Here is a 24,643-nt window from a genome sequence, read left to right on the forward strand (position 1 = left end):
TTCCATGAGCACGACCGACACGTCCGGTACGACGGACACCTCCGGTGCGGCGGAGCAGCAGGAGAACCTCGGCGACGCCGGGGCCCAGCTGTCCACCGCGCCCATCGACGACCGCGCGGAGACGCCGGTCATCGGCGGCCCCACCCTCGGTGTCATCGGCTGGATCCGCTGGTTCTGGCGGCAGCTGACCTCCATGAGGGTCGCGCTGATCCTGCTCTTCATGCTCTCCCTCGGCGCGGTCCCCGGCTCCCTCATCCCGCAGACCAGCGTGGACGAGCTGAAGGCGCAGGCCTTCAAGGACGCCCACAAGTCGCTGACGCCGATCTACGAGAAGCTGCAGTTCTTCGACGTCTACAGCTCCGTGTGGTTCTCCGCGATCTACATCCTGCTGTTCGTCTCCCTCATCGGCTGCATCGTGCCCCGCAGCTGGCAGTTCGTCGGCCAGCTCCGCAGCCGCCCGCCGGGCGCCCCCAAGCGCCTCGACCGGCTCCCGGCGTCCACCACGTGGCGCACCGAGGCCGAGCCCGAGCAGGTCCGTGCGGCCGCGCTCACCCTCCTCAAGGGCCGCCGCTTCCGCGCACATACGGCCGGGAACGCGATCGCGGCCGAGAAGGGCTACCTGCGCGAGGCCGGCAACCTGGCCTTCCACGTCGCCCTCATCGTCATGCTCGTCGCCTTCGCCTGGGGCCAGCTCTTCAAGTCCGAGGGCGGCAAGCTGATCGTCGAGGGCGACGGCTTCTCCAACACGCTCACCCAGTACGACGACTTCAAGTCCGGCTCCCAGTTCGGCATCGACGAACTGGAGCCGTTCCACTTCAGGCTCGACGCCTTCGACGGCACGTACGAGAAGAACGGCCCCCAGCGCGGCACGCCCCGCACCTTCGAGGCGAAGGTGTCCTACTCGCAGGGCGGTGCGGACAAGAAGGCCGTCATCCGCGTCAACGAGCCGCTCAAGGTGGGCGACTCCAAGGTCTATCTGATCGCCCACGGCTACGCGCCCGTCGTCACCGTCAGGGACGGCCGCGGCAAGGTCGTCTTCCAGGGCGCCGTACCGCTGCTGCCCATCGACAACAACATCACGTCCACCGGCGCCATCAAGGTGATGGACGGCTACCGCGACAAGGACGGGAAGAAGGAGCAGCTGGGCTTCCAGGCCTTCTTCGTGCCGACCTTCGCGGGCGCCGGCCAGGGCACGATGTTCTCCCAGTTCCCGGCGCTGGACTTCCCCGTCATGGCGCTCACCGGGTTCCACGGCGACCTGAGGGTCGACGCCGGGCTTCCGCAGAACGTGTACCAGCTCGACAAGTCCAAGATGAAGCAGTTCACGGACGCGTCCGGCAACAAGCTCGCCGAGCGGCTGCTGCCCGGCAGGACCATGACGCTCCCCGACGGCGCCGGCTCGATCACCTTCGAGAAGGACGTCAAGGAGTGGGCGAGCTTCCAGATCTCGCAGCAGCCCGGCAACGGGCTCGCCCTCGCGGGCGCGATCGCCGCGATCGCCGGACTGACCGGTTCCCTCTTCATCCAGCGGCGCAGGATCTGGGTCCGGGCCGTGCGCGGTGAGGACGGCGTGACCGTCGTCGAGATGGCCGGCCTGGGCCGCAGCGAGTCCGCGAAGCTGCCGGAGGAGCTGGGCGACCTCGCGGTCGCGCTCACGGCGGACGCGCCCCCGGCGCCGGACGCCGGTCCCGAACCCGCACCCCACGCCGATCCGGAAGACGTACCGGAACCCGCGGAAGAACCCGCAGAAGACCCCGCCCCTTCTGGAGAGGCCGACAAGTGATCCTCGCCGCCACGACCAACGAGAGCCTGGCGCGGATGAGCGACCTGCTCATCTACTCCTCGATGGCCGTCTACACCCTGGCCTTCTTCGCCCACATCGCCGAGTGGGTGCTGGGCAGCCGCAGCAAGGTCGGCCGCACCGCCGCCGCGCTCACCTCCCGCGCCCCGGCCGCCGGCTCCGCCGTGACCGTCCAGGTCAAGCAGGCGGCCGGCGGCACGGCCGTCCTGGAGAAGCCGAAGGTCGTCACCCGTTCCGCGGCCGGCACCCGGGACGTCCCGGACGGCCCCGGCGCCGCCGGCGGCACCGTCAAGGGCGATCTGTACGGCCGTATCGCCGTCTCGCTGACCGTCCTCGCCTTCCTGGTCGAGGCGTCGGGCGTGGTCACCCGGGCGCTCTCCGTGCAGCGGGCCCCCTGGGGCAACATGTACGAGTTCTCCACCACCTTCTCGACGGTGGCGGTCGGCGCGTACCTCGGCTTCCTCGTCGCCAGGAAGAACGTGCGCTGGCTCGGCCTGCCGCTGGTCACCACGGTCCTGCTCGACCTGGGCATGGCCACCACCTGGCTGAAGACCCCCAGTGACCAGCTGGTCCCCGCGCTCGACTCGTACTGGCTGTGGATCCACGTCTCCACCGCGATCTTCTGCGGCGCGGTCTTCTACCTGGGGGCCACCGCCACCCTGCTGTACCTCTTCCGCGACTCGTACGAGAACAAGCTCGCCACCGGCGGGAACCCGGGCGCCTTCGCCCGCTCCGTCATGGAACGGCTGCCCTCGGCGGCCTCGCTCGACAAGTTCTCGTACCGGATCAACGCGGCGGTCTTCCCGCTCTGGACCTTCACGATCATCGCGGGTGCGATCTGGGCCGGCGACGCGTGGGGCCGCTACTGGGGCTGGGACGCCAAGGAGGTCTGGTCCTTCATCACCTGGGTCGGTTACGCCGCGTACCTGCACGCGCGCGCGACGGCCGGCTGGAAGGGGCGGAAGGCCGCGTACATCGCGCTCATCGCCTTCGCCTGCTTCCTGTTCAACTACTACGGCGTGAACATCTTCGTGAACAGCAAGCACTCGTACGCGGGCGTCTGAGCGGAGCCGGCTGGCACCGGGCCTGCCCCTGGGTGACGCTTGAGGTATGAGCGAGATACCCCGGGGCAGGTGCGAGACCCGCGACGGGGACGCGCAGCTGCTGCGGTTCGCCGTGGAGCTGCCCCATCCGCCGGCCGAGGTCTGGGAGGCCGTCGCCACCCCCGAGGGCCTGGCGGGCTGGCTCTGCGCGGCGGACCCGCTGGAACCCCGGCTCGACGGCCGGGTCACCCTCCGCTGGCTGAACAGTGACACCGAGGTGTCGGGGCGGGTGACCGCCTGGGACCCCGAGTACGTGGCCGAGTACACGGTCGATCCGACGCACGGACGCATCCGGTTCCATCTGGAACCGGGGGCGCCCGGGGGCGGCGGGTCGACCGTGCTGCGTTTCACGAACGAACTGCGGGCGGACCGGGAGTACCGGCTGGACTGCCTCGCGGGGTGGCACGAGCACTTCGAGCGGCTCGCCGCCGCGCTGGACGGGCGTCCGTCCGACTGGGCCGCCTGGTCGCCCGAGCGGTGGCAGCACCTGCGTGCCCTGTACGAGCGGGACGAGGCGACCTGGCCCAAGTGGGTTCCGTAGGCGCCGCTACCCCCGCTTCGGCGGCAGGCAGGAGGCCGACGGAGGCCTGCCCTCCGGCCAGGCGATCTGGACGAAGCGCTGGGTGCCGTCCTGGGCCAGCTCCACGATCGGGACCGCCTTGTTGTACGGGTTCCCGTAGTTGTCCAGGCAGATCCAGCCGCTCGCGCCCTGCACCCGCAGCGAGCCCTTGACCTGCGGCCACTGGGTGACCACGTCGGCGAGTTCCGGGTACTGCGAGCCCTGCGGGGTCGCCTGCCGGATCGCGTGCACCGCCGTCGCCATCGCGTCGTACGCGACGATCGCCTGGCCGTCCGCGAGCGGCACCGGCTCCTTCGCGGCGCGGGCGATGTCCGTCACGAAGGTCGAGTACGCCACCACCGAACCGCCCGTCGCCGGGACCTTCCGTCCCGTCCCCGGCTTCCACGCGTCCGGGTGGGCGAGCGCCGCGTACCGCACGGTCAGCTTCGCCTTCAGGGCGTTCCGGTCGAGCTTCTTGTCCGCGCCCAGGTACGAGCCCTCGTCGCCGGTCAGGATGGTGAAGGCGCGGTCGAGGCAGCCGCGCGAGCCGAGCGCGTTGATGAACTGGCGCAGCTGGGTGTGGCGGCCCGCGAAGAAGACCGTCTCGGCGCGGGTGTCGCAGATCAGATGGGTGATCTGGCGGAAGGTGTTGGCGGTGGTGCCCTCGTCGGTGGGGTCGGCCGGCGAGGTGAAGAGCTGCGGCTCGTAGGGCGCTCCCTTGAGGGAGGCGGCGAAGGCGGACTTGAGGGTGTCGGTGTAGTGGTCGCCGCTGCGGGTGTCCTGGACGAGGAGGGCCTTGGCGGCGTCGACGCGGCCGAAGTTCGCGAGGGCCTTGGCCTCGTCGTTGTTGGTGGGGGAGACGCGGGCGAGGCCGGGGTAGCGGTTGTGTCCGGGGCCCGGGCCGTTGGCGATGTCGTCGGCGGTGATGGTGGTGCCGACGACGGCGATCCCGGCGCCGGTGAGGGCGGTCACCGACTCGCGTACCTCGGTGGAGGAGGTGGCGACTCCGGAGACGGCCCGCAGCCGGTCGGGGGCGCCGGTCATGGCGATCAGCCGGTCGACGGTGCCGCGCCAGTGGGCGTTGCCCTTGCCGGTGTTGGCGAGGACGAGGCGGATCTTCGGGGTCTCGCTGTTGGACTCGTGGTTGGCCCGGTACTGGTAGGCGTAGGCGCCCTGGACCTCGTGCAGCACCTTGTCCCGCATGCCGCTGTCGGTGGAGGTCAGCGGCAGGAGGACGGCGACGGTGGCGTACTCGCCGGGTTCGAGCGCGGCGTTCTCGGCGCCGATGGCGCGGGCGACCTCGGCGAGTTCGGGTATGCCGAAGGCGTGGCCGTCGCCGTTGACGCCGACGCATTCGCCGCTGCCCTCCGGTCTCTCGACCCCCGCGGCGCAGGAACGGTCCTCCGGGGTGGTGAGCCGGGCGATCGCGTACCCGCCGAGGCCGAGGACGGCGGCGGCGGTGACGACGGACGCGACGAGCTTCTGGCGGGGGGTGCGGAGGCGGCGCCGCAGCCGGTCGAGCGGTCGGCCGGTGCGCGGGGCGGTCGGGCGGTCGGGCATGGCGTCAGACTCCGTCCTCGCGGCCCGGCGGCAGCGACAGCTCCCGCCAGGCACGGATGTCGCGCGGCCAGTGGGTGGCCGCGTCCCAGAGCGAACCGCTGCCCGTCAGATGACGGCCGGAGAGCCGGCGCAGTTCGTGCGCGAGGCGGTCGGCCACCTCGTCGTCGGGCAGTGCGAGCGGATCGGTCAGCAGCCATACGGCGTGCAGCAGTCGCCGTACGGACAGGTGGAGTTCGGTGGTGTCGTGGTCGAGTCCGGGAGGGATGCCGTCGGTCGTGTCTCTCGTCCCTTCCGGTGGCCGCAGGCCGAGGGCGATCGCCCGGCGCGGGTCCGGCCCGGTCCTGCCGTGCTCGCGGGGGTACGGGGCGGAGCAGATGAACCGCAGTCGCCCCAGCCAGCCGAGGACGTCCCGCTCGGGGAAGGTGAGCCGCAGCCGGGTGACGGCCTCCTCGGTGCGGCCGAGGGCCAGGTCGTGATGGAGGCGGTACGGGCCGGGCTCGGGGCCGTAGTGCCGGTGCAGGGTCTCGTGGACGGCGTGCCAGGCCGCGTACCGGGGATGGTCGCCGTCCTCGAAGCGGAGGCGGTGCAGGAGCAGGGCGCGCAGCAGCGGGTCGGCGACGAAGTGGCCCGAGCCCGGTTCGGAGGCGGCCCAGTCCTCGGAGCGCAGCTGGTCGCGGACGCGCAGCGCCACGTCCCCGTCCAGGGACTCGCCCTGGAGCCGGGCGTGGGCGAGCATCCGGGCGGACTCCTCGTCGTGGGCGGCGGCGAGCACGGCGTACGGGCCGGGCCGCCGCACCGGGAGGAGTTCGGCGAGGAGGGTGGGGGCGACGGGCACCGGCGGGGCGTCCTCGCGGAGTTCCACGGTCAGGTCGAGCAGCCCGCCCGGGGTGAGTCCGGCCCGCAGATGCGCCGGGGCCTCTCCGGCGGCCCGGCCGAGGAGGGCGACGCCGAGCGGGCGGCCGCCGGTCAACCGGTGCACGGCGCGGGCGAGTTCGGTGGGCGTCCGGCCGACTGGGTCGTGGCGGTCGAAGGCGGAGCGGGTCTGTGCGGGGGAGAGCGGTGTGAGCTCCACGGCGAGGATGCCGGAGCCGACGCGGGCGTCGCGCGGGCTGGGCGCCCGGTGCGCGGTCTCCGGCAGCCGGGTCCTGGTGGCGTTGCGCAGTCCCTCGTGGTCCCGGACCCGGGAGGTGGCGAGGACGACGACCCGGTCGCGGCGGCCCTCGGCGCGGGCGCGGAGGATCGGTTCGACGAGCTGGCGGCCGAGCGGTTCGTGGGCGTTGTCGAGGAGGACCAGCGGGCGGCCGATCCGGCCGCCGCGCCGGATCCCCACGTACGGGTGGAGGAGGTCCTCGGTCAGCGCGCCGACGAGAAATCCCTCGGCCTCGGCGCGGCGCCGGCCGCCCTGCTCGAAGTCGATCGCGAGCTGCTGGAGCCCCGCCTTGCCGCGTCCGCCGGCGTTGCGATAGGTGCCGTACCAGCTCTCCGAGGTGCGCTGGAGGCGGCCGAACACCTCCTCCAGGACGGTCTCCACGGTCGCCTCGGCGAGCAGCCCGGCGAGCGGGACGGTGGCCTCGGCGAACGTGGCGGCCAGCTTGGCCAGCACCTTGCCGACCCAGTGGGTGGCCGCGCCCCTGGTCGGGTCGACGGTCGCGAGCAGCGGCCCGAGCCGCTGGAGGTCGCGGCGGGCGCGCTCGTCGTCCTCCTGCGACCAGCCGAGCGAGGCGACCGCGACGAGCCCGAGCGACACCCGGGGGAACTTCACCGGCCGTGCGCCGAGCACCTTCGGCGACAGCTGTACGGCGAGCTCGGCGAGGGCCCCGGTGAGCGGGGTCCAGCCGGGCCCGTGGTCGGCGGGCGGCTCGATGTGGGCGCAGTCGAGGAGCGCCAGCGGCGTGTACCCCTTGTAGCGGTTGCGGACCTCCTTGAGCAGGGCCGTCTTGCCCGTACCGCGTCCGCCGGTGAAGACGGTGACCGGCGGATCGTCACCGTGCTCGAACGGCACCCGTGAGGCGCCGTGCTTCGTGAGGCCGCTGAGGCGCGCGACCAGTCCGGCATCGTGCAAGGCCGCCTCGCGGCCGTACAGCTCCCTGTCCACGACCTGCCACCCCCGTCACAGTCAACTCAAGGATATCGACGGTGTGTTGGGAAAGCGGTCGGCTTTTCGAGTCTGTTCCGCACCTGTTGTCAGTCCGTGGCGATCGCGTCGAGCTGGGCCCGCAGGTATCCGTGCGACTCGATGCCGTGGATCGTCGTCCCGGGCGTGCACTCGTAGAAGTACACGAGCGACATCAGCTCCTCCGTGGGGACGTCGGCCGGCGGCGGCAGCACCCGGTGGCGTCCCGAACGCCAGCGGCCACCGGTCCAACCGGCCATCAGATCACCGATGTTGACGGTGAAGGCGGCCGGGTCGTACGGGGCGTCCTGCCAGCCGCCCGCGTCGGTGAAGACCTGCAGGCCGCCCTTGCCGGCCTCCCGGTCCAGGACGGTGACCGTGCCGAAGTCCGTGTGCGGGCCGATCCGGAACTGGCCCGGCTCCGGCTCGCCCGTCCGCTCCCGTCCCGGGTACCAGTTGATGTTGAAGCCGAAGGTGGGGTGCCCGGTGTGCCGGGTGAAGAAGTCCCGCTCCTCGCCGAGGGCCGTGCCGAGCAGGTCCAGGACCCGGTCCGAGAGCGTCTTCATCTGCGCCAGATACGTCTCCACCAGCGGTCTCAGCTCGGGGATCTCGGCGGGCCAGGTGTTCGGCAGGAACCATTCGGCGTCCACGGCCGGGTCGCCGGTCGGTTCGTCCGCCGCGAAGGACAGCGACTCCTTCAGGTCGGGCGGCGTCGCCGTGCCCTCCGCGTACCCGTTGGCCTCCGCGCCGGGCCCCAGCCAGCCCCGGCCGCCGACCCGCACGGCGTACGGCTCCTTCGCGGCGGGCGGGAGGTGGAAGAAGCGGCGGGCGGCCGCGCGGATGGCGGCCCGCAGCCCGGGGTCCACCCCGTGCCCGGTCACCAGCAGGAAGCCGGCCTCGCGCAGGGCGCGGTCGACGGCGGGCAGCTGCGGGGCCGCGGCGCGGGTCAGATCGATCGTGGGGAGGCCCGCCGTGCCACCCGCTGCACGGGTCGCGTCACTCATCGCCGATGTCCTCGTTCCAGAGCGCCGGCTGCGCGGCGATGAACTCCCGCATCAGCGCGGTGCATTCGGGGTCGTCGAGCACGAGGACCTCGACCCCGTGCTCCGCCAGCCAGTCGTGCCCGCCGTGGAAGGTCTCCGCCTCCCCGACGACCACCCGCGAGATCCCGAACTGCCGCACCAGACCGGAGCAGTACCAGCAGGGCGAGAGGGTCGTCACCATCGTCGTGCCCCGGTACGAGCGCTGCCGGCCTGCCGCGCGGAAGGCGGCGGTCTCCGCGTGCGTGGACGGGTCGCCGTCCTGCACGCGGCGGTTGCGGCCGCGCCCGAGCAGCGCGCCGTCCGCCCCGTACAGTGCGGCGCCGATGGGGATCCCGCCCTCTTCCCGTCCGGCGCGGGCCTCGGCGAGGGCGGTTGCGAGCCAGCGGGTTGCCTGTTCCTCGTCCATGGACGGGACTCTTCCCCGGCGAGGCGTCGAACTCACTCCGGGGACTGGCGGGTCACTCCGCCGGGGAGTCACTCTCCCCGGCCGCGGGTGTGACGTAGGAGCCCTTGCCCGGAACCGTGTAGATCAGCCCGCGCTCGCGGAGCTCACGCATGGCCCGGCGGCCCGTCAGCACGGCGATGCCGTACTCCTCGGCGAGGCGGCCGGGCGTGGGGATCACGCGGTCAGGCGCGTACTCCCCGGTGGCGATCTTCGCGGCGATCACATCGGCCAGCTGCATGTACAGCGGGCGTCCCGACTGCGGATCAAGGGTCATGGTCCAACGCTAGATAGTCATACAAAGGCACGTTTGGGTGGCTCTAGCTACATCGTGATGCATCACGGTGCATCACGCACTACGGTGAGCGTGAAACAAGGACCCCGGCGACCGTCCTACCGGCCCCGGGGCATGGCCACCAACTACCAACGGAGTTGATGACGTGCGGAACCCTATCGCGCGCGTACTGGGACGGGTCTGGATCCCGCTCCTCCTCTGGCTTCTCATGCTGACCCTGCCGCCCACCGGCAGGCACCGCACCCGCCCACCGGGCCCCCGCCACCGCATCCCGACCCGTCGAGCGGCGCAGCGCGGCCGACGGCGGGCGCTGTGGCTCGCGACGGTCGGGGTCGACGTCGATCGCCGTAACATCCACGCCGGGAGCGCCCGATGAGCCGCTGCGGGGCGCGGCGCTCGGTGTTCGCAGTCGCGGACGTGGTGCGGGCGGTGTGGGGTGGTTCGGTCTGTGTGCTCACGGTGGGGCACGACGGCCACCACCGCGACCGGGCCGGTGACGGCTGGTGGGTGACGCCGGAGATCGCCGACGCCGTGAGTCTGTCGCTGCTGACCCACGCGCTCGGGGCCGTGCCCGAGCCGCCGGAGTTCACCTCACCGCGCTGCGTCGTCGGCCGCCACGACCGCTGCCGGGACCACGTGCCCCGCGACAGCGGCGTGCAGGGGGTCCGCCATCTCGTGTGCGCGTGCCCCTGCCATCCGGCGCCGCCTACGGCGCCCTGACGCCCCAGACGGGCAGGGTTCCGGTGCGCCTGCCGGCCGGGGGCGGGATCACTCCGGCCGTCACCTCCGTGAACCCTGCCCCTCCGGGGCGTCCCGCATCAGGTGGTCGCTTCGTCCGGAGGTACGTGGCGGAGCCGTCCGCGCTCGTCCGGCACCAGGGTGAATCCGGCCGCCTGCAGGAAGGCCGCGTTCGTGCGGGCCACCCGTCGGCTCCACAGGTGCATGGGCACCAGGAGGACGACGACCCCCGCCCAGACGGCACTGGCGATCGTGAGGACGGAGTCCCGTCCGTCACCGAACTCCATCCCGACGTCCAGGGCGGCGAGGACGAGGGACACGCCGATCATCCAGAGGAGCTGCTTCAGGGAGTACCTCCGGTTCAGGTCGGACAGCATCCTGGCCTTGAGGAGCGCGAGCGCCGCGGGGTCGGGCACCGGCAGCGGTCCTTTCTCGGCCGCCCGCGGGTATCTGTCCCGGTTCTCCGCGGCCAGCTCCCGCGCCCGCGGCCGGGAGTCCGGCACGAGGTACAGGGTGAAGCCCTGCTCCCCCTGTCGCAGGTCCGTGTACGCGTAGCCGAACTGCTCGGCGAGGAAGGCGAGTCGGGTGAGCCCTCTGAAGGAGATCATGCTCGCGTAGAACTCGACGGGCCCCCCGTCCGCCAGCCGCCGCAGCATCTTCCGCTCGCGTCTTCTGCCCACTGTCCGCCCCCTGAGTCCGGATCTTCTTCCTGTGTACACGCGAGAACGCGTGTGCGAGGTTTCGTCGGGGCGATCACCGTCTCCGCCGGGGCCGGTCGGCCGCCTCGCGGTGGCGTGCCGGACCCTCCGCCGATCGGCTGAGGGCCGGGGCCCCACCGGCCCGGCGCCCGGAGGCGGGACGGTCCGTGGCCTTAGCCTGCGGGGTGCTCCGCCGATCGGCGGGGTGTTCCGCCGCTCTACCGAGAGGTCCTCCATGCGTTCCCTGCTTGCCGCCCTCGCCACCGGTGCCCTCGTCCTCGGCGCCGCCGGCGCCGCCAGCGCCGACGTGTACGTCGAATACGAGCCGGAGACCTCGCACACCGTCGTCTTCGGCGACTGGCTCCAGTTCGCGCACGACGACGTCTTCAACGCCGGTCACGACAACACCGTCGGCTCCGACAACTGAGCCTCCGCCGGGCCGTCGCCCGCCGCGCGCGCGGCGGCGGTCCGGGACCCCCATCGGCTCCGCCGATCGCCCCCATCGGCAGCTCCCCCCACTGGCTCGTGGACCCGGATCCCGGCCGCTCGTAGCGTCATCGTCATGAGAAACGAGACCAGGGGAACCATCGAACTCACCCTCGCCATGGTGCTCTCCGGCACCCTCGGCATCTTCGTCGTGGAGTCGGGGGCGTCCCCCTTCAACGTGGTGTTCTTCCGGTGCCTCTTCGGGGCCGCCGCCCTCGGCGCGTACAGCCTGGTCCGCGGTTACTTCACCGGCCACGGCCTCACCCCGGGGAAGTTCGGACTCGCCGCGCTCGGCGGGGTGTTCATCGTCTTCAACTGGGTGCTGCTCTTCGAGGCGTACGAGGCCACCTCGATCTCGTTCGCCACCGTCGTCTACCACACGCAGCCGTTCTTCCTGGTGGTGTTCGGCGCCGTGCTGTTCCGGGAGCGGATCACCGCCGCGAAGTTCGGCTGGCTCGCCGTCGCGTTCGCCGGGCTCGTGCTCGTCTCCGGGATACGGCCCGGCGACACCGCCTCCCTCAAGGGCCTCGGGCTCGCGCTCGGCGCCGCCGTCCTCTACGCCCTGTCGACGATCGTCACCAAGCGGATCACCGGCGTACGGCCGCACCTGATCGCCCTCGTCCAGGTCCTGGTCGGCATCCCGCTGCTGCTCCCCTTCGCCGACTTCGGCGCCGCGTCGGAGCTCGGCGTCGGCTGGGGCTGGCTCGTCGGGCTCGGGATCATCCACACCGGGCTGATGTACGTCCTCATGTACGCCGCGTACACCAAGCTGCCCACCGCCAAGATCGCCGTGCTGGCCTTCACCTACCCCGCCGTCGCCATGGGCGCCGACTGGGTGGCGTACGGGCATCACATCGGGCTGGTGCAGGCCCTCGGCGTGCCGCTGATCGTCCTCGCGGGCCTCAAGGTCACCCTCGCTGCTCGGACACCAGTCGCCGCGCCTGCTCCACGAACAGACGGACGTGCGCCGGAAGCCGCTTCCCCCGTCGCCACGCGAGCTGGGTGAAGAGGGTGAACGGCGCCTCCCAGGCCAGCGGGACCAGGGTTCCGTTCGACAGTTCCGCCGCGACGGCCACCCGGGGCAGCAGCGCCACTCCGAGGCCCGCGGCCACCCCGCGCTTGGTCGCCTCGATCGTGCCGAACTCCATGAACGGCGGTGCCCACTCCCGCAGCTCCGCCTCGAAGAGGTCGCGGTACGGGCAGCCCGGCTCGGTGCCCACCAGCTGCGCCCCGGCCAGATCCGCTGCGGTCAGCCCCGTACGCCCCACCAGGGGATGGCCGGGACCCGCCACCAGGACCAGGGGCTCGGGCGCGAGGACCTCCGACTCCAGGCCCTCGTGCTCGGTGTCGGGCTCCATCAGGAAGCCCACGTCGTACGTGCCCTGCCGCAGCGCCTGCCGGGTCTCGTCGCCGAGGGTGGGCCGCAGGGTGAGGCGTACACCCGGGTAGCGGTGGTGGAAGTACTCCAGGAGCGGCGGCAGCCGGTAGGAGGTGAGGGACTCCATGGTGCCGATGGCGATCGTCCCGGCCGGTTCGGCCGCGACGGCGACGGCGGTACGGGCCTCCTCGGCCAGCTCGCCCATGCGGCGGGCGTACGGCAGGAGCCGCTCCCCGGCCTCGGTCAGCCGGATGCGGCTGCCGAGCCGCTCGAAGAGCTCCACGCCGAGCGAGGACTCCAGGGACCGGATCTGACCGGTGACGCTGGACTGCGCGTAACCGAGTTCGGCGGCGGCCCGGGTGAAGGAGAGGACGGTGGCGACCTTCTCGAAGGTGGCCAGGAGCCGGAGCTCCATCAGCTCTCGGTGTCCTCGCCGCGCTCGCGCCGCCTCAGTTCCTCCTCGCGGCGGCGGAGGTCCGCCTCCCGGGCCCTGAGGTCCTCGTCGTCCGCGCGCCCGGTGTGCCCCTCGTCCGGCCGTCCGGTCTTCCCCTCGTCCTTGAGGGACTTCAGGAATTCGGGGTTGTCGTCGGGGGCGACCCAGCCGCCCGCGCCGCCCCGGGTCCGCGGCCGCCGGTCCTTGCCCGCGACGATCCAGCCGATCGCGCCGACCACGGAGAACAGCAGGACGACGATGGCCCAGACCGGCTTCGGAAGGTGCTTGACCTCTTCTTCCGGGGTGTTCAGGCAGTCGATGAAGGCGTAGATCATCAGCGCCAGCGGGATGATGAACAGCAGCGCCCTGAGCATGTGGGACAGCCCCCTGGAAGCAGAGAAGGGGCTCGTTTCGACCGCCCCGGTGACAGATCCAGCGTAGCCCGTGGCGGATACTGGCCCCTATGGCTTACGACGATCTCCGCTCGCTGCTCAGGGCCCTCGAGCGCGAAGGCGACCTCAAGCGCATCAAGGCCGAAGTCGACCCGTACCTGGAGGTCGGGGAGATCGTCGACCGGGTGAACAAGGCGGGGGGACCGGCGCTTCTCTTCGAGAACGTCAAGGGCTCCTCGATGCCGCTCGCGATGAACGTCTTCGGGACCGACCGCCGACTCCTCAAGGCCCTCGGCCTGAAGTCGTACGGCGAGATCAGCGAGAAGATCGGCGGGCTGCTCAAGCCCGAGCTCCCGCAGGGTTTCGTCGGCGTCCGCGAGGCCTTCGGCAAGCTCGGCTCGATGGTCCACGTGCCGCCGAAGAAGGTGAAGTCGGACGCCGCGCCCGTGCAGGAGGTCGTGCTCACCGGGGACGACGTCGACCTCGACCTCCTTCCCGCGCTCTTCACCTGGCCCAAGGACGGCGGCTCCTTCTTCAACCTGGGCCTCACGCACACGAAGCACCCGGAGACCGGGGTCCGGAACCTCGGGCTCTACCGGCTCCAGCGGCACGACAAGCGCACCATCGGCATGCACTGGCAGATCCACAAGGACAGCCGCAACCACTACGCGGTCGCGGCGGCGAAGGGTGAGCGGCTGCCGGTCGCGATCGCCTTCGGCTGCCCGCCCGCCGTCACGTACGCCTCCACCGCCCCGCTGCCCGGCGACATCGACGAGTACCTCTTCGCCGGCTTCGTGCAGGGCAAGCGGATCGAGATGGTCGACTGCAAGACCGTCCCGCTCCAGGTCCCGGCGCAGGCCGAGGTCGTCGTCGAGGGCTGGCTGGAGCCGGGCGAGATGCTGCCGGAGGGGCCCTTCGGCGACCACACCGGTTTCTACACGCCGCAGGAGCCCTTCCCCGCGCTGAAGATCGACTGCATCACGATGCGGAAGCGTCCGCTGCTCCAGTCGATCGTCGTCGGCCGGCCGCCGACCGAGGACGGACCGCTCGGCCGCGCGACGGAGCGTTTCTTCCTGCCGCTCCTCAAGATCATCGTGCCGGACATCGTCGACTACCACCTGCCGGAGTCGGGCGGCTTCCACAACTGCGCGATCGTCTCGATCGACAAGAAGTACCCGAAGCACGCGCAGAAGGTCATGCACGCCATCTGGGGCGCGCACATGATGTCGCTGACCAAGCTGATCATCGTGGTCGACAAGGACTGCGACGTCCACGACCTGCACGAGGTGTCCTGGCGGGCCCTCGGCAACACCGACTACTCCCGTGACCTCACGGTCGTCGAGGGGCCGGTCGACCACCTCGACCACGCCTCCTACCAGCAGTTCTGGGGCGGCAAGGCGGGCATCGACGCCACGAAGAAGCTGCCCGAGGAGGGCTACACCCGCGACGGCGGCTGGCCGGACATGGTCGAGTCGGACCCGGCGACGGCCGCTCTCGTGGACCGCCGCTGGAAGGAGTACGGGCTGTGACCACGGCCGCCGTGCCCGGCGCCCAGCCGGGGCGTACGAAGGCGTTCCTGCGCCTCGTGATGATCGAGCACTCGGTGTTCGCGCTGCCCTTCGCGTACACCGCCGCGCTCACCGCGATGTACCAGGTGGACAAGGAGATCCACTGGTGGACGCTGTTCCTCGTCACCGTCTGCATGGTCGGGCTGCGGACCTTCGCCATGGCCTGCAACCGGATCATCGACCGCGAGATCGACGCCCGTAATCCGCGCACCGCCAACCGCGAGCTGGTGACCGGTGCCGTGTCCGTGCGCTCGGCGTGGACCGGGGCCGGGATCGCGGTCGTCGTCTTCCTCGGCGCCGCCGCCCTGCTCAACCCGCTCTGCCTGGCCCTCGCACCGCTCGCCGTGATCCCGATGGTCGTCTATCCGTACGGCAAGCGGTTCACCAACTTCCCGCACGCCATCCTGGGCCTCGCCCAGGCCATCGGACCCATCGGCGCCTGGCTCGCGGTGACCGGCGAGTGGTCCTGGGACGCGGTCGTCCTCGGCCTCGCGGTGGGCGTGTGGATCGGCGGCTTCGACCTGATCTTCGCCTGCCAGGACGTGCAGGCGGACCGGGCCCACGGCGTCATGTCCGTACCGGCGCGTTTCGGGATCCCGGCCGCGCTGTGGGGCGCCCGCGCCTCTGCGGTCGTCACCACGGGCCTGCTCGTCTGGTACGCCCTCGCGACCGACGCCGGTGTCTTCTTCTGGGCCGGCCTCGTGATCGTGGCGGCCGCCTTCTGCTACGAGCACTCGATCGTGAAGCCGCACGACCTGTCACGTCTGAACCGGGCGTTCTTCACGGTGAACGGCTTCATCGGCATGGCGCTGTTCGTGTGCGCCCTCCTCGACCTGCTGGTCCGCGGGCTCACCCCGTGACCCTGGCCCGGGGCGCAGCGGTGAGCCGCGCCCGGGCCTGGCTTTTCCCGGCCGGATAGGCTCTCTGTCGTGGAGTCGCAGGAGATGAAGAGTCGTCGGCCCTGGGTGGTGGGGGTTTCCGGGGCGTCGGGTACGCCGTACGCCGCCGCCGTACTGAGGGGTCTCCTCGCCGCCGGGGAGAGCGTCGACCTGGTCGTGTCGCGGGCCTCGCGGCTCACGCTGCTCGACGAGACGGGCATCTCCTTCCGCGACGCGCACTGGCGCGAGGACCTGGCGGCCTGGCTGGCGCGGGGCGCGGACGGGAAGCCGGACGCCTTCGACGTGTCGGGCGCCCTCGACGACGTGCGGTACTGGGCGGCCGGGGATCTGGCCGCGGGGCCGTCCTCGGGGTCGTATCCGGCGAAGGGGATGCTGGTCGTGCCGGCCTCGACCGCGGCGGTGGCGGGAGTGGCACTGGGGCTTTCGAAGGACCTGCTGCAGCGGACCGCGAGCGTGACGCTGAAGGAGCGGCGGCCGCTGGTCGTCGCCGTGCGGGAGACCCCGCTGAACGGACAGACGCTCAAGCACATGGTGGCGCTGGACGAGGCGGGAGCCGTGGTGCTGCCCGCCTCTCCGGCGTTCTACGCGGGGGCGACGCACATCCAGGATCTGGTGGACTTCGTCGCCGGGCGGGTGCTCGACGCGGCAGGGGTGCCGCACCGGCTGTACCGCCGGTGGGAGGGAGAGCTCGGTGGAGCGACCCCCCGGTCTGATTAGCGCTTCTTGGCGTGCTTCTTCTCGGCACGCTTCGACGCGGCGGTCGGCTGGTGGGCACGCGAGCGGTTGGCCAGGTCCTGCAGCTCGCGCATGCGTGCGTAGGCCATCTCGATCGTGTACACGGTGAACACCACTCCTGAAAGATCGTCTTTGATCAGTTGAAAGATTCACAGGGCGTCTCCCCTGTGTACCTTAGATTCTATACCTAAACTCGCGGTATCGCTGGACAATGGAAGGCTTCATACCTATGGACGCCGTGGACAGGCAGCTCATCCAGGCTCTGCGCGAGAACGGTCGTGCCTCGTACGCCGAGCTCGGCCGGCTCGTCGGGCTCTCCGGCCCCTCTGTCACCGACCGCATCAACCGCCTTGAGGCGGCCGGAGTCATCACCGGCTACCGCGCCACCGTCGACGCCGCCTCGCTCGGCCTCGGCGTCACGGCCCTCATCGGCATCTCCCTCTCCGACGCCGCCGACCACGAGGACGTGGCCCGCCGGCTGAAGGACCTCGCCGAGATCGAGGACTGCTGGTTCATCGCCGGCGACGACTCGTTCATGCTCAAGGTGCGCGTCAGCGACGTCGACGGCCTGGAGAAGACCATCCGCCGCCTCAGCGGCACCAAGGGCGTCTCCCGCACCCGTACGACGATCGTGCTCTCCACGAAGTGGGAGAACCGGGTCGGGGAGCTGCCCGAAGAGGGCTGAGAGTACGGTTGGCACGGCGTAATTCGGAGAAAAGGGAGGCGGCCGTACATGGATGTGGGCCTCAAGCGCGAACTTGAGCAGAAGGTCCGGGACGGTGAGCGGCTGAGCCGCGAGGACGGCATCGCCCTGTACGAGTCCGACGACCTCGCCTGGCTCGGCGGTCTGGCCCACGAGGTCCGGACCCGCAAGAACGGCGACGTGGTCCATTTCAATGTCAACCGGCATCTGAACATGACCAACGTCTGCACCGCCTCCTGCGCCTACTGCTCGTTCCAGCGCAAGCCGGGCGAGAAGGACGCGTACACCATGCGCATCGAGGAGGCCGTGCGCCTCGCGAAGGCGATGGAGAACGAGAACCTCACCGAGCTGCACATCGTCAACGGGCTGCACCCCAACCTGCCCTGGCGGTACTACCCGCGCTCCCTCTCCGAGCTCAAGAAGGCCCTGCCGAACGTCTCGCTCAAGGCCTTCACCGCCACCGAGATCCACCACTTCGAGACCATCTCGGGCATGTCCGCGTCCGACATCCTCGACGAGCTCATCGAGGCCGGTCTGGAGTCCCTGACCGGCGGCGGCGCCGAGATCTTCGACTGGGAGGTCCGGCAGCACATCGTGGACCACCGCACCCACTGGGAGGACTGGTCCCGGATCCACCGCCTCGCGCACGAGAAGGGGCTCAAGACCCCCAGCACCATGCTGTACGGGCACATCGAGGAGCCCCGTCACCGCGTGGACCACGTGCTGCGGCTGCGTGAGCTCCAGGACGAGACCGGCGGCTTCCAGGTCTTCATCCCGCTGCGCTACCAGCACGACTTCGTCGACATGCAGGACGGCAAGGTCCGCAACAAGCTCCAGGCGCGCACCACCATGGCGACCGGCGCCGAGGCCCTGAAGACCTTCGCGGTCTCCCGGCTCCTCTTCGACAACGTGCCGCACGTCAAGGTCTTCTGGGTCATGCACGGCGTCCAGACGGCGCAGCTCGCGCTGCAGCACGGCGCCGACGACATGGACGGCTCGGTCGTCGAGTACAAGATCACGCACGACGCCGACAACTACGGCACGCCGAACAAGCTGGGCCGCGAGGACCTCCTGGAGCTGATCCGGGACGCCGGCTTCCGCCCGGTCGAGCGGAACACCCGGTACGAGATCATCCGCGAGTACCCGGGGCCGGACGCGGAGCGGCGCGAGACGCCGCAGGCGATGCGGTTCTGAGTCCGCGGGCGAAGCGGTTCTGAGGACGGACGGACGAGGACGAAGGGCCGGTGGGTACTCCCACCGGCCCTTCTCTTGCCCTACTTCTGTTCCGCCGTGTGCTCCACCGGGATCCACAGCTCCGCCGCTGCCGTCTTCCAGTCCTCCGACGGGCGGAGGCTCATGATCTCGGGGCCCGGCCTGATCGCGTACGGGTTGGACGGGAACCACTGGGTGAAGACGTCCCGCCACAGGTACTGCACGGCCTCCGGCAGCGGGCCCTCGTTCGCGAAGACCGCCCAGGTGCCGGCCGGCACGTCGAGCACCTCGAACTCCGCCGGGACCCCGGCGTCGCTCACCACCCCGTGCCAGTAGTCGAGCTGGGCGCCCTCCTCCCGGCTGTCGGTGAGGTGCACGACCGCCGAGACGACCCCCCGGGGCTCCTGGTCCGAGAGCCGCGCGAGCCGCTCGATCGCCCCCTGGCCGAGGGACCTGATGTGCGCGGCGATCGCCGGGTTCTCCCCCTCGTGGACCAGGGGGACCCGGGCCTTCCGCCCGACGACCCGGAGGTCCTTCTTCTCCACGACCCTGTACCGCATGCTGCTGTTCCCTTCGACGACGAGCCGGAAGGACATCCGCGGCTGGGCGTTCAGCGCGGCCCCCGTGCGGCGGGCCTCGCCGGGGCCGACCCCGTGCACCGCGCGGAACGCGCGGGCGAAGGCCTCCCCGGAGCCGTAGCCGTGGCGCACCGCGATCTCCAGGAGCGTCCGGTCCCCGGCGAGCACCTCGGCACCCGCGACGGTGAGCCGCCGGCGCCGTACGTACTCCGACAGGGGCATGCCGGCGAGCGCCGAGAACATGCGCCGGAAGTGGTGCTCCGAGGTCGTCGCGATCCGTGCGAGTCCGGCCGCGTCGAGGTCGCCGCGGGACTCGGTGACGAGGTGCTCCTCGATGTGGTCGAGTGCCTGGTTGAGCCGCTCCAGCACGTGGTCCGTCCTTCCCTTTCCTTGTCCTCACCGTAGGAAGAGGTCAGGAGCCCGGACCCGACATCCTGTGCCCGGTCCGGTCGGGTCCGGTCGGGTCGTGTTCGGTCCGGTCGGGTCTCCGGTGCTCTCAGGTGAGCGGCAGCAGCATGATGATGTCGTCGCGGTCGTCCCCGGGGGCGACCCGGATCGCGTCGGGGACGCGGCCGACCTCCTTGTAGCCGCACTTGGCGTAGAAGCCGTCGACGCCGGTGCCGCCCCGGCAGGTCAGCCGGATCGCCTCGATGTCCTCGAAGCCTTCGGCGGTACGGGCGGTGTGCTCGACCGCCGCCATGAGGTCGCGGCCGTATCCCCTGCCCTGGTGCCGGGGGTCGACCATCACCGTGTAGAGCCACACCCAGTGCTTCATCAGGGGGTGGGTGTTGAAGGTGAAGAACGCGGTGGCGGCGACCGCGCCGGTCTCGTCGCGGCCGACGAGCAGCCGCGTACCGCCCTCGCTCATCGCGACGAGGTGCTTGAGCAGCGAGGGGCGGATCTCGACGGGGGTGACGGGCGGGACGAAGCCGACCGCGCCGCCGGCGTTGGAGACGTCGGCCCAGAGGGAGAGCACGCCGTCGCGCAGGGCGGGGTCGATCGCCGGATCCACCTCAAACGTAAGGGTCATGAAGTGAGCTTAGCCATTACTTGCGAGGTGCTCAAGAGAGACCTCCGGGGTGCTCGCGAGGCCCGGCCCCGGGGTGCCCCCGGGGTCGTGCTTCACTGGAGGGGCTCTTGTCCCGTATGGGATCTTGGGAACTTTTCGGAACGTCGGAACGGAAGAGTGGGCTGACATGCTCCGCTACACGCTGATGCGTCTCGGCATCTTCGCCGGATGCTTCCTCGCCCTGTGGGGTCTCGTCTACATCGAGGTGCTGCCGCGCGGCCTCGGCGACTCGAACCTGCTCTGGGTCCTCGTCCTCGCCATCGTCATCTCCGCCCCGCTGAGCTTCGTCCTGCTGCGGAAGGTGCGCGACGAGGCGAGCGCCGAGGTCGTGGCGAAGGTCGACCGCGCGAAGGGCCGACTGGCGGCGAACCGGTCCCAGGAGGACTAGTCCACTCCGCCCGCCGCCCGTAAGGGCTGCGTAAGCTTCCTCACAGATCATCCGCCCCGGGCGGGAGCTTCCAAGGCTCCCGCCTGGGGCGTTCTGCGTTTCGGAGGCGAAAGGCGGGCTCCACTACCTCAAAGAAGGGCTTTGAGGTTCTCAAAGTTCAAGTGTTAACGTGTTCGACATGACGACCGTTGTGCGCCCCTCCCATGCCGCGAGCACCCCGCTCGTGGCGCGCCTGCACGTCGATCTGTGCCGCTGTATGTCCGCGGTCTGTTGCCGCGGGGTCTGACCCGGCATCATGCAGCGGCCCGCGTGAAAGCGCGTGTGTGCCGCACCCCCGTCCCGTATTGCCCGATACGCACCTGTGGAGTGTGTCTGTGTCCGCGTCCGCGACCGCACCCGAGAAGCAGTCCCCCGCTTCCTCGCGCATACCGAAGATCCCCTTCTGGGCCCAGATCATCGCCGGTCTGGTCCTCGGTGCCCTGCTCGGCTGGATCGCCCGCAGCCAGGACGTCTCCTGGCTGAAGGAGACCCTCGGCCAGGTCGGCGACATCTTCGTCCAGCTCCTGAAGCTGGCCGTCGCCCCGCTCGTCTTCTTCGCGATCCTGGTCTCGATCACCAACCTGCGGAAGGTGAACAACGCCGCCAGGCTCGCCACCCGCACCCTGCTCTGGTTCATGATCACCTCGCTGATCGCGGTGGCCATCGGCCTCGCCATCGGCCTGATCACCAACCCGGGCGCCGGCACCGGCCTCACCCCCCAGGACGGCAAGCTGCCGAAGCGCGAGGGCTCCTGGATCGACTTCCTGACCGGCATCATCCCGACGGACGTCATCACGCCGTTCACCGAGCTGAACGTCCTTCAGATCGTCTTCATGGCCGCAGTCGCCGGCATCGCCGCCCTCAAGCTCGGCGACAGGGCCAAGCCGATCCTCACGCTCTCCGAGTCGGTCCTGGAACTCCTCCAGAAGGCCCTGTGGTGGGTCATCCGCCTCGCCCCGCTCGGCACCGTCGGCCTCATCGGCTTCGCCATCGCCGACTACGGCTGGGACCTGATCGGCAAGTACGCGACCTTCACCGCCGACGTCTACATCGGCTGCGCCCTGGTCATGTTCGGCGTCTACCCGCTGCTGCTCGCCACGGTCGCCAAGGTCAACCCGATCCAGTTCTACAAGGGCGCCTGGCCGGCCATCCAGCTGGCCTTCGTCTCCCGCTCCTCGGTCGGCACGATGCCGGTCACCCAGAAGGTCACCGAGCGCCTCGGCGTCCCGAAGGAGTACGCCTCCTTCGCCGTCCCGTTCGGCGCGACGACCAAGATGGACGGCTGCGCCGCGATCTACCCGGCGCTCGCCGCGATCTTCATCGCGCAGATCTTCGACGTGCAGCTCGGCATCGGTGACTACCTGCTGATCGCCTTCGTCTCGGTCATCGGCTCGGCGGCCACCGCCGGCCTGACGGGCGCGACGGTCATGCTGACCCTGACCCTCTCCACCCTGGGCCTCCCCCTGGAGGGCGTCGGCCTCCTGATGGCGATCGACCCGATCCTGGACATGATGCGCACGGCCACGAACGTGGCCGGTCAGGCGCTCGTCCCGGTGATCGTCTCGGCCCGCGAGAAGATCCTCGACCACACGGCGTACGGGAACGCCTCGGCGTCCCCGATCGACGACCTGGTCGAGACCCGCGAGACCCAGGAGAAGGTCGCGGTCGCGGCCTGACCCTCGTCGCACACACCCCTTCCGTGCCCCCTGCCCCCGTCGGGCAGGGGGCACGTAGGCTTTCCGCGGGGCAGCCGGTGGATCTTGGGAGCAGGGGTGGGCCGCCATGGCCGGTGGTGCTAGGGCGCGGCGGTTGCCGCGGGCCGTGCGGGAGCGGCAGATGGTGGACGCGGCCGTGCGGTGCTTCGCGCGGAACGGGTACCAGGCGGCTTCCATGGACGAGATCGCCGAGTCGGCCGGGGTGTCGAAGCCGCTCGTGTACCTCTATCTGCACTCCAAGGAGGAGCTCTTCACCGCGGTGATCCGGCGGGAGGCGCAGGCCCTGCTCGGGGTCGTGGCCGAGGCGCTCGTCGACCGGACCGCGCCGCCCGACGAGCGGTTGTGGGCCGGGCTGATGGCCTTCTTCACCTTCGCCGCCGACCATCCGGACTCCTGGACGGTGCTCAGCCGGCAGGCGCGGACGCACGGGGAGCCGTTCGCCGGGGAGGCGGCGCGGATGCGGGACGAGATCACGGCGTTCGTCGCGGGGCTGATCGGTGAGGCGGCGCGGGAGGCGCCGGGCGGCGCCGGGATCACCGGGCGGGACGTCGACGCGCTCGCGCAGGCGCTGGTCGGGTCCGCCGAGTCGCTGGCGAGCTGGGCCAACGAGACTCCGGGGGTGACGGCGAAGGAGGCGGCGGCGACGCTGATGAACTTCGCGTGGTCGGGTCTGGGGAACCTCATGAAAAGCGAGCGCTGGTCTCCCCGTTGACGCTTACCTCGCAGTAAGGTTACCGGCTAGTTACGGCATGTGAGTGGCCAACACGCCCCCGCACGACCTCAGTTCATCGCGCAGACCGAGGAGCCGCACGTGTCCGTCGTCACCGCCCTGTCCGGGAGCGAACCGGTCGAGCCGCAGAAGACCCTGGTGGACGGGGTCGTCCGCGAGGTCTCCGTACCCGCACTCGTCCCCGCGATCCGCCGGGGCTCGCTCGCCGACCTGCCGTACGACAACGCCCGTCAGGACCCCGAGGCGGTGCTCTTCTCCCGCAAGGGGCCGGACGGCGGGTGGGCCGACGTCACCGCCTCCGCGTTCGCCGCCCAGGTCCACTCCGTCGCCAAGGGCCTCATCGCCCACGGCCTGCGGCCCGGTGACCGGCTCGCCCTCATGGCGCGGACCACCTACGAGTGGACGCTGCTCGACTTCGCCGCCTGGGCCGCCGGGCTCGTCACCGTCCCCGTCTACCCGACCTCCTCCGCGTTCCAGACCCGCTGGATCCTCCAGGACTCCGGCGCCGCCGCCTGTGTCGTCGAGGACCCGGCCCAGGCCCGGCTCGTCTCCGCCGAGCGGCGGCAGCTGCCCGGCCTCGCCCACCTCTGGGTCCTGGACGCCGGGGCCGTCGACCAGCTCCGTGCGGCGGGCGCCCGGGTCGCCGACGAGGCCGTCACCGCCCGGCGCGGACTCCTCACCCCGGAGACCCTCGCCACCCTCATCTACACCTCGGGCACCACCGGCCGCCCCAAGGGCTGCGCCCTCACCCACGCCAACTTCTTCGCCGAGGTCGACAACGCCGTCCGGCTCCTCCACCCGGTCTTCGTCTCCGAGCACAAGGACCCGGCCGCGACCCTGCTCTTCCTGCCGCTCTCCCATGTCTTCGGGCGGATGGTGGCCATCGGCTGCATGCGGGCCCGGGTCCGCGTCGGCCACGCCCCCTCGGTGGAGGGCCGGGAACTCCTCGACGATCTCGCCGGGTTCCGCCCCACCTTCCTCCTCGCCATCCCGTACGTCCTGGAGAAGGTCTTCAACTCCGCCCGGGCCACCGCCGAGCGCGGCGGCAAGGCCGCCTCCTTCGACCGCGCCGCCCGGATCGCCCGCCGGTACGGCCAGGAGGCCGCCCCCTCGCTCCCGCTGCGGGCCGCGCGGGCGCTCTACGACCCGCTCGTCTACCGGCGCATCCGGGCGGCGCTCGGCGGCCGGGTGAAGTACGTGATCTCCGGCGGCTCCCCGCTCGGCGCGCGGCTGGCCGAGTTCTTCGCCGGGGCGGGCGTGGAGGTCTTCGAGGGGTACGGCCTGACGGAGACCACGGCCGCGTCGACGGTGACCCCGCCCCGGCGGCCCCGCACCGGCACGGTCGGCTGGCCGCTGCCCGGTACCTCGGTCCGGATCGCCGGCGACGGCGAGGTCTGGCTCAAGGGCGGTCATGTCTTCGCCGGGTACTGGGACGCCCAGCGCGGGGCGGCCGTGCCGTACACCGACGACGGCTGGTTCCCCACCGGGGACCTGGGCTCCCTCGACGCCGACGGCTACCTGCGGATCACCGGCCGGAAGAAGGACATCCTCATCACCTCGGCGGGGAAGAACGTGGCCCCGGCCCCGCTGGAGGACTGGCTGCGCGCCCATCCGCTGGTCGCCCAGTGCGTGGTCCTCGGCGACAACCGTCCGTACGTCACGGCCCTGATCACCCTCGACCACGAGGGCCTGACGCACTGGCGGCGGATGCGGCACAAGGACCACCTGGCGCTCTGGGAGCTGGCCCGGGACGAGGAGCTGCTCGCCGCCCTCGGCCGTGCCGTGGACGATGCCAACCGGCTCGTCTCGCGGGCGGAGTCGATCCGTGACTTCCGGGTCCTGAACGCCGAGTTCTCGGAGACCTCGGGCCATCTGACCCCGTCCCTCAAGCTCAGGCGGCGGGCGGTGCTGCGGGACTTCGCCCGGGAGATCGAGGAGATGTACGACTCCGGGGCGGTCGAATAGC

Annotated in this window: 26 protein-coding genes; 15 read left to right on the forward strand and 11 right to left on the reverse strand. The window is 71.1% G+C overall.

Annotation, left to right across the window (positions count from 1 at the left end):
• Positions 1-4: 4 nt before the first annotated feature.
• From ACIP84_RS27685 to ACIP84_RS27695, 3 genes are read left to right on the forward strand one after another with little or no spacing between them, the layout of a single operon-like run.
• Positions 5-1,783: a cytochrome c biogenesis protein ResB gene (locus tag ACIP84_RS27685; protein WP_401801229.1), complete on the forward strand. Its 1,779-nt coding sequence runs from the start codon at positions 5-7 to the stop codon at positions 1,781-1,783.
• Positions 1,780-2,865 (forward strand): c-type cytochrome biogenesis protein CcsB, encoded by a 1,086-nt coding sequence (ccsB, locus tag ACIP84_RS27690; RefSeq protein WP_401801232.1) that lies wholly within the window; start codon positions 1,780-1,782, stop codon positions 2,863-2,865. The genes ACIP84_RS27685 and ccsB overlap by 4 nt, the downstream gene beginning before the upstream one ends.
• Positions 2,866-2,911: 46 nt before the next feature.
• Complete coding sequence (locus tag ACIP84_RS27695) at positions 2,912-3,445, forward strand: SRPBCC domain-containing protein (protein WP_401801235.1); 534 nt, start codon at positions 2,912-2,914, stop codon at positions 3,443-3,445.
• Between the two features lie 6 nt (positions 3,446-3,451).
• On the opposite strand, the gene ACIP84_RS27700 is transcribed toward ACIP84_RS27695, so the two are convergent.
• The 5 genes from ACIP84_RS27700 to ACIP84_RS27720 all read right to left on the reverse strand — a co-directional run bounded on the left by ACIP84_RS27700 (position 3,452) and on the right by ACIP84_RS27720 (position 8,898).
• Positions 3,452-5,023 carry an ABC transporter substrate-binding protein gene (locus ACIP84_RS27700; RefSeq protein WP_401801238.1) on the reverse strand — a complete coding sequence of 524 codons (1,572 nt, stop codon included), beginning with the start codon at positions 5,021-5,023 and terminating at the stop codon, positions 3,452-3,454.
• Between the two features lie 4 nt (positions 5,024-5,027).
• Positions 5,028-7,118, reverse strand: a complete 2,091-nt coding sequence (locus ACIP84_RS27705; protein ID WP_401801241.1) for a hypothetical protein — start codon at positions 7,116-7,118, stop codon at positions 5,028-5,030.
• An 89-nt stretch (positions 7,119-7,207) separates the two neighbouring features.
• Positions 7,208-8,140: an isopenicillin N synthase family dioxygenase gene (locus tag ACIP84_RS27710; RefSeq protein ID WP_401801244.1), complete on the reverse strand. Its 933-nt coding sequence runs from the start codon at positions 8,138-8,140 to the stop codon at positions 7,208-7,210.
• On the reverse strand, positions 8,133-8,585 hold the full coding sequence (locus tag ACIP84_RS27715; protein ID WP_401801246.1) for a nucleoside deaminase: 453 nt from the start codon (positions 8,583-8,585) through the stop codon (positions 8,133-8,135). The genes ACIP84_RS27710 and ACIP84_RS27715 overlap by 8 nt, the downstream gene beginning before the upstream one ends.
• Positions 8,586-8,637: 52 nt before the next feature.
• Positions 8,638-8,898: a GntR family transcriptional regulator gene (locus ACIP84_RS27720; RefSeq protein WP_401801249.1), complete on the reverse strand. Its 261-nt coding sequence runs from the start codon at positions 8,896-8,898 to the stop codon at positions 8,638-8,640.
• A 390-nt stretch (positions 8,899-9,288) separates the two neighbouring features.
• On the opposite strand from ACIP84_RS27720, the gene ACIP84_RS27725 reads away from it, so the two are divergent.
• Complete coding sequence (locus tag ACIP84_RS27725) at positions 9,289-9,636, forward strand: hypothetical protein (protein ID WP_319319475.1); 348 nt, start codon at positions 9,289-9,291, stop codon at positions 9,634-9,636.
• A gap of 98 nt (positions 9,637-9,734) precedes the next feature.
• Here ACIP84_RS27725 and ACIP84_RS27730 read toward each other — a convergent pair whose 3' ends face one another.
• Entirely contained in the window at positions 9,735-10,334 is a 600-nt protein-coding gene (locus tag ACIP84_RS27730; protein ID WP_355967788.1) for a hypothetical protein, read from the reverse strand.
• A gap of 253 nt (positions 10,335-10,587) precedes the next feature.
• Between ACIP84_RS27730 and ACIP84_RS27735 the strand changes: the two genes are divergently transcribed.
• Entirely contained in the window at positions 10,588-10,779 is a 192-nt protein-coding gene (locus tag ACIP84_RS27735; RefSeq protein WP_355967786.1) for a hypothetical protein, read from the forward strand.
• 135 nt (positions 10,780-10,914) lie between these two features.
• On the forward strand, positions 10,915-11,844 hold the full coding sequence (locus tag ACIP84_RS27740) for a DMT family transporter (RefSeq protein WP_401801253.1): 930 nt from the start codon (positions 10,915-10,917) through the stop codon (positions 11,842-11,844).
• Here the strand turns inward: ACIP84_RS27740 and ACIP84_RS27745 are convergent.
• Together ACIP84_RS27745 and ACIP84_RS27750 are read right to left on the reverse strand one after the other, a co-directional pair.
• Complete coding sequence (locus tag ACIP84_RS27745) at positions 11,747-12,631, reverse strand: LysR family transcriptional regulator (protein ID WP_401801256.1); 885 nt, start codon at positions 12,629-12,631, stop codon at positions 11,747-11,749. The two genes, ACIP84_RS27740 and ACIP84_RS27745, sit on opposite strands and share 98 nt — an antisense overlap.
• The gene (locus ACIP84_RS27750) at positions 12,631-13,023 is read right to left on the reverse strand and encodes a PLD nuclease N-terminal domain-containing protein (RefSeq protein WP_401801258.1); all 393 of its coding nucleotides are present in this window, start codon (positions 13,021-13,023) and stop codon (positions 12,631-12,633) included. The genes ACIP84_RS27745 and ACIP84_RS27750 overlap by 1 nt, the downstream gene beginning before the upstream one ends.
• 89 nt (positions 13,024-13,112) lie before the next feature.
• Here ACIP84_RS27750 and ACIP84_RS27755 point away from each other — a divergent pair, with 89 nt between their 5' ends.
• The 3 genes from ACIP84_RS27755 (at position 13,113) to ACIP84_RS27765 (ending at position 16,225) form a co-directional block, all read left to right on the forward strand.
• On the forward strand, positions 13,113-14,570 hold the full coding sequence (locus ACIP84_RS27755) for a menaquinone biosynthesis decarboxylase (RefSeq protein WP_355967778.1): 1,458 nt from the start codon (positions 13,113-13,115) through the stop codon (positions 14,568-14,570).
• Positions 14,567-15,469 carry a menaquinone biosynthesis prenyltransferase MqnP gene (gene mqnP / locus ACIP84_RS27760; protein WP_355967775.1) on the forward strand — a complete coding sequence of 301 codons (903 nt, stop codon included), beginning with the start codon at positions 14,567-14,569 and terminating at the stop codon, positions 15,467-15,469. Before ACIP84_RS27755 ends, mqnP begins: the two co-directional genes overlap by 4 nt.
• Positions 15,470-15,553: 84 nt before the next feature.
• The gene (locus tag ACIP84_RS27765; protein ID WP_355967869.1) at positions 15,554-16,225 is read left to right on the forward strand and encodes a UbiX family flavin prenyltransferase; all 672 of its coding nucleotides are present in this window, start codon (positions 15,554-15,556) and stop codon (positions 16,223-16,225) included.
• On the opposite strand, the gene ACIP84_RS27770 is transcribed toward ACIP84_RS27765, so the two are convergent.
• Positions 16,222-16,359, reverse strand: a complete 138-nt coding sequence (locus tag ACIP84_RS27770) for a hypothetical protein (RefSeq protein WP_167537137.1) — start codon at positions 16,357-16,359, stop codon at positions 16,222-16,224. The genes ACIP84_RS27765 and ACIP84_RS27770 overlap by 4 nt on opposite strands.
• A 113-nt stretch (positions 16,360-16,472) precedes the next feature.
• Between ACIP84_RS27770 and ACIP84_RS27775 the strand changes: the two genes are divergently transcribed.
• A complete protein-coding gene (locus tag ACIP84_RS27775; protein ID WP_030324379.1) occupies positions 16,473-16,928 on the forward strand; it encodes an Lrp/AsnC family transcriptional regulator in 456 nt (151 codons plus the stop codon).
• A 48-nt stretch (positions 16,929-16,976) separates the two neighbouring features.
• A complete protein-coding gene (gene mqnE, locus ACIP84_RS27780; protein WP_030324380.1) occupies positions 16,977-18,140 on the forward strand; it encodes an aminofutalosine synthase MqnE in 1,164 nt (387 codons plus the stop codon).
• 80 nt (positions 18,141-18,220) lie between these two features.
• Here mqnE and ACIP84_RS27785 read toward each other — a convergent pair whose 3' ends face one another.
• Positions 18,221-19,105 carry a GyrI-like domain-containing protein gene (locus ACIP84_RS27785; protein WP_401801263.1) on the reverse strand — a complete coding sequence of 295 codons (885 nt, stop codon included), beginning with the start codon at positions 19,103-19,105 and terminating at the stop codon, positions 18,221-18,223.
• A gap of 127 nt (positions 19,106-19,232) precedes the next feature.
• Positions 19,233-19,766 carry a GNAT family N-acetyltransferase gene (locus tag ACIP84_RS27790; protein ID WP_401801266.1) on the reverse strand — a complete coding sequence of 178 codons (534 nt, stop codon included), beginning with the start codon at positions 19,764-19,766 and terminating at the stop codon, positions 19,233-19,235.
• Between the two features lie 166 nt (positions 19,767-19,932).
• On the opposite strand from ACIP84_RS27790, the gene ACIP84_RS27795 reads away from it, so the two are divergent.
• The 4 genes from ACIP84_RS27795 to ACIP84_RS27810 all read left to right on the forward strand — a co-directional run bounded on the left by ACIP84_RS27795 (position 19,933) and on the right by ACIP84_RS27810 (position 24,642).
• Positions 19,933-20,193: a DUF4229 domain-containing protein gene (locus ACIP84_RS27795; RefSeq protein ID WP_073916323.1), complete on the forward strand. Its 261-nt coding sequence runs from the start codon at positions 19,933-19,935 to the stop codon at positions 20,191-20,193.
• A 374-nt stretch (positions 20,194-20,567) separates the two neighbouring features.
• Positions 20,568-21,908, forward strand: a complete 1,341-nt coding sequence (locus ACIP84_RS27800) for a dicarboxylate/amino acid:cation symporter (protein WP_401801269.1) — start codon at positions 20,568-20,570, stop codon at positions 21,906-21,908.
• 106 nt (positions 21,909-22,014) lie between these two features.
• Positions 22,015-22,659 carry a TetR/AcrR family transcriptional regulator gene (locus tag ACIP84_RS27805; RefSeq protein ID WP_401801272.1) on the forward strand — a complete coding sequence of 215 codons (645 nt, stop codon included), beginning with the start codon at positions 22,015-22,017 and terminating at the stop codon, positions 22,657-22,659.
• 99 nt (positions 22,660-22,758) lie between these two features.
• Entirely contained in the window at positions 22,759-24,642 is a 1,884-nt protein-coding gene (locus tag ACIP84_RS27810; RefSeq protein ID WP_401801274.1) for an AMP-dependent synthetase/ligase, read from the forward strand.
• The last annotated feature ends 1 nt before the right edge of the window (position 24,643 follow it).

The organism is Streptomyces sp. NPDC088707 (assembly GCF_044752725.1).
In the GTDB taxonomy this organism is placed as follows: Bacteria; Actinomycetota; Actinomycetes; order Streptomycetales; family Streptomycetaceae; genus Streptomyces.

Coding starts and splice junctions, on each gene's coding strand:
- ACIP84_RS27685 (WP_401801229.1), top strand. CDS start 5: ATGAGCACGACCGACACGTCCGGTACGACGGACACCTCCGGTGCGGCG.
- ACIP84_RS27695 (WP_401801235.1), top strand. CDS start 2,912: ATGAGCGAGATACCCCGGGGCAGGTGCGAGACCCGCGACGGGGACGCG.
- ACIP84_RS27700 (WP_401801238.1), bottom strand. CDS start 5,023: ATGCCCGACCGCCCGACCGCCCCGCGCACCGGCCGACCGCTCGACCGG.
- ACIP84_RS27710 (WP_401801244.1), bottom strand. CDS start 8,140: ATGAGTGACGCGACCCGTGCAGCGGGTGGCACGGCGGGCCTCCCCACG.
- ACIP84_RS27715 (WP_401801246.1), bottom strand. CDS start 8,585: ATGGACGAGGAACAGGCAACCCGCTGGCTCGCAACCGCCCTCGCCGAG.
- ACIP84_RS27720 (WP_401801249.1), bottom strand. CDS start 8,898: ATGACCCTTGATCCGCAGTCGGGACGCCCGCTGTACATGCAGCTGGCC.
- ACIP84_RS27725 (WP_319319475.1), top strand. CDS start 9,289: ATGAGCCGCTGCGGGGCGCGGCGCTCGGTGTTCGCAGTCGCGGACGTG.
- ACIP84_RS27735 (WP_355967786.1), top strand. CDS start 10,588: ATGCGTTCCCTGCTTGCCGCCCTCGCCACCGGTGCCCTCGTCCTCGGC.
- ACIP84_RS27740 (WP_401801253.1), top strand. CDS start 10,915: ATGAGAAACGAGACCAGGGGAACCATCGAACTCACCCTCGCCATGGTG.
- ACIP84_RS27745 (WP_401801256.1), bottom strand. CDS start 12,631: ATGGAGCTCCGGCTCCTGGCCACCTTCGAGAAGGTCGCCACCGTCCTC.
- ACIP84_RS27750 (WP_401801258.1), bottom strand. CDS start 13,023: ATGCTCAGGGCGCTGCTGTTCATCATCCCGCTGGCGCTGATGATCTAC.
- ACIP84_RS27755 (WP_355967778.1), top strand. CDS start 13,113: ATGGCTTACGACGATCTCCGCTCGCTGCTCAGGGCCCTCGAGCGCGAA.
- ACIP84_RS27765 (WP_355967869.1), top strand. CDS start 15,554: ATGAAGAGTCGTCGGCCCTGGGTGGTGGGGGTTTCCGGGGCGTCGGGT.
- ACIP84_RS27775 (WP_030324379.1), top strand. CDS start 16,473: ATGGACGCCGTGGACAGGCAGCTCATCCAGGCTCTGCGCGAGAACGGT.
- mqnE (WP_030324380.1), top strand. CDS start 16,977: ATGGATGTGGGCCTCAAGCGCGAACTTGAGCAGAAGGTCCGGGACGGT.
- ACIP84_RS27790 (WP_401801266.1), bottom strand. CDS start 19,766: ATGACCCTTACGTTTGAGGTGGATCCGGCGATCGACCCCGCCCTGCGC.
- ACIP84_RS27795 (WP_073916323.1), top strand. CDS start 19,933: ATGCTCCGCTACACGCTGATGCGTCTCGGCATCTTCGCCGGATGCTTC.
- ACIP84_RS27805 (WP_401801272.1), top strand. CDS start 22,015: ATGGCCGGTGGTGCTAGGGCGCGGCGGTTGCCGCGGGCCGTGCGGGAG.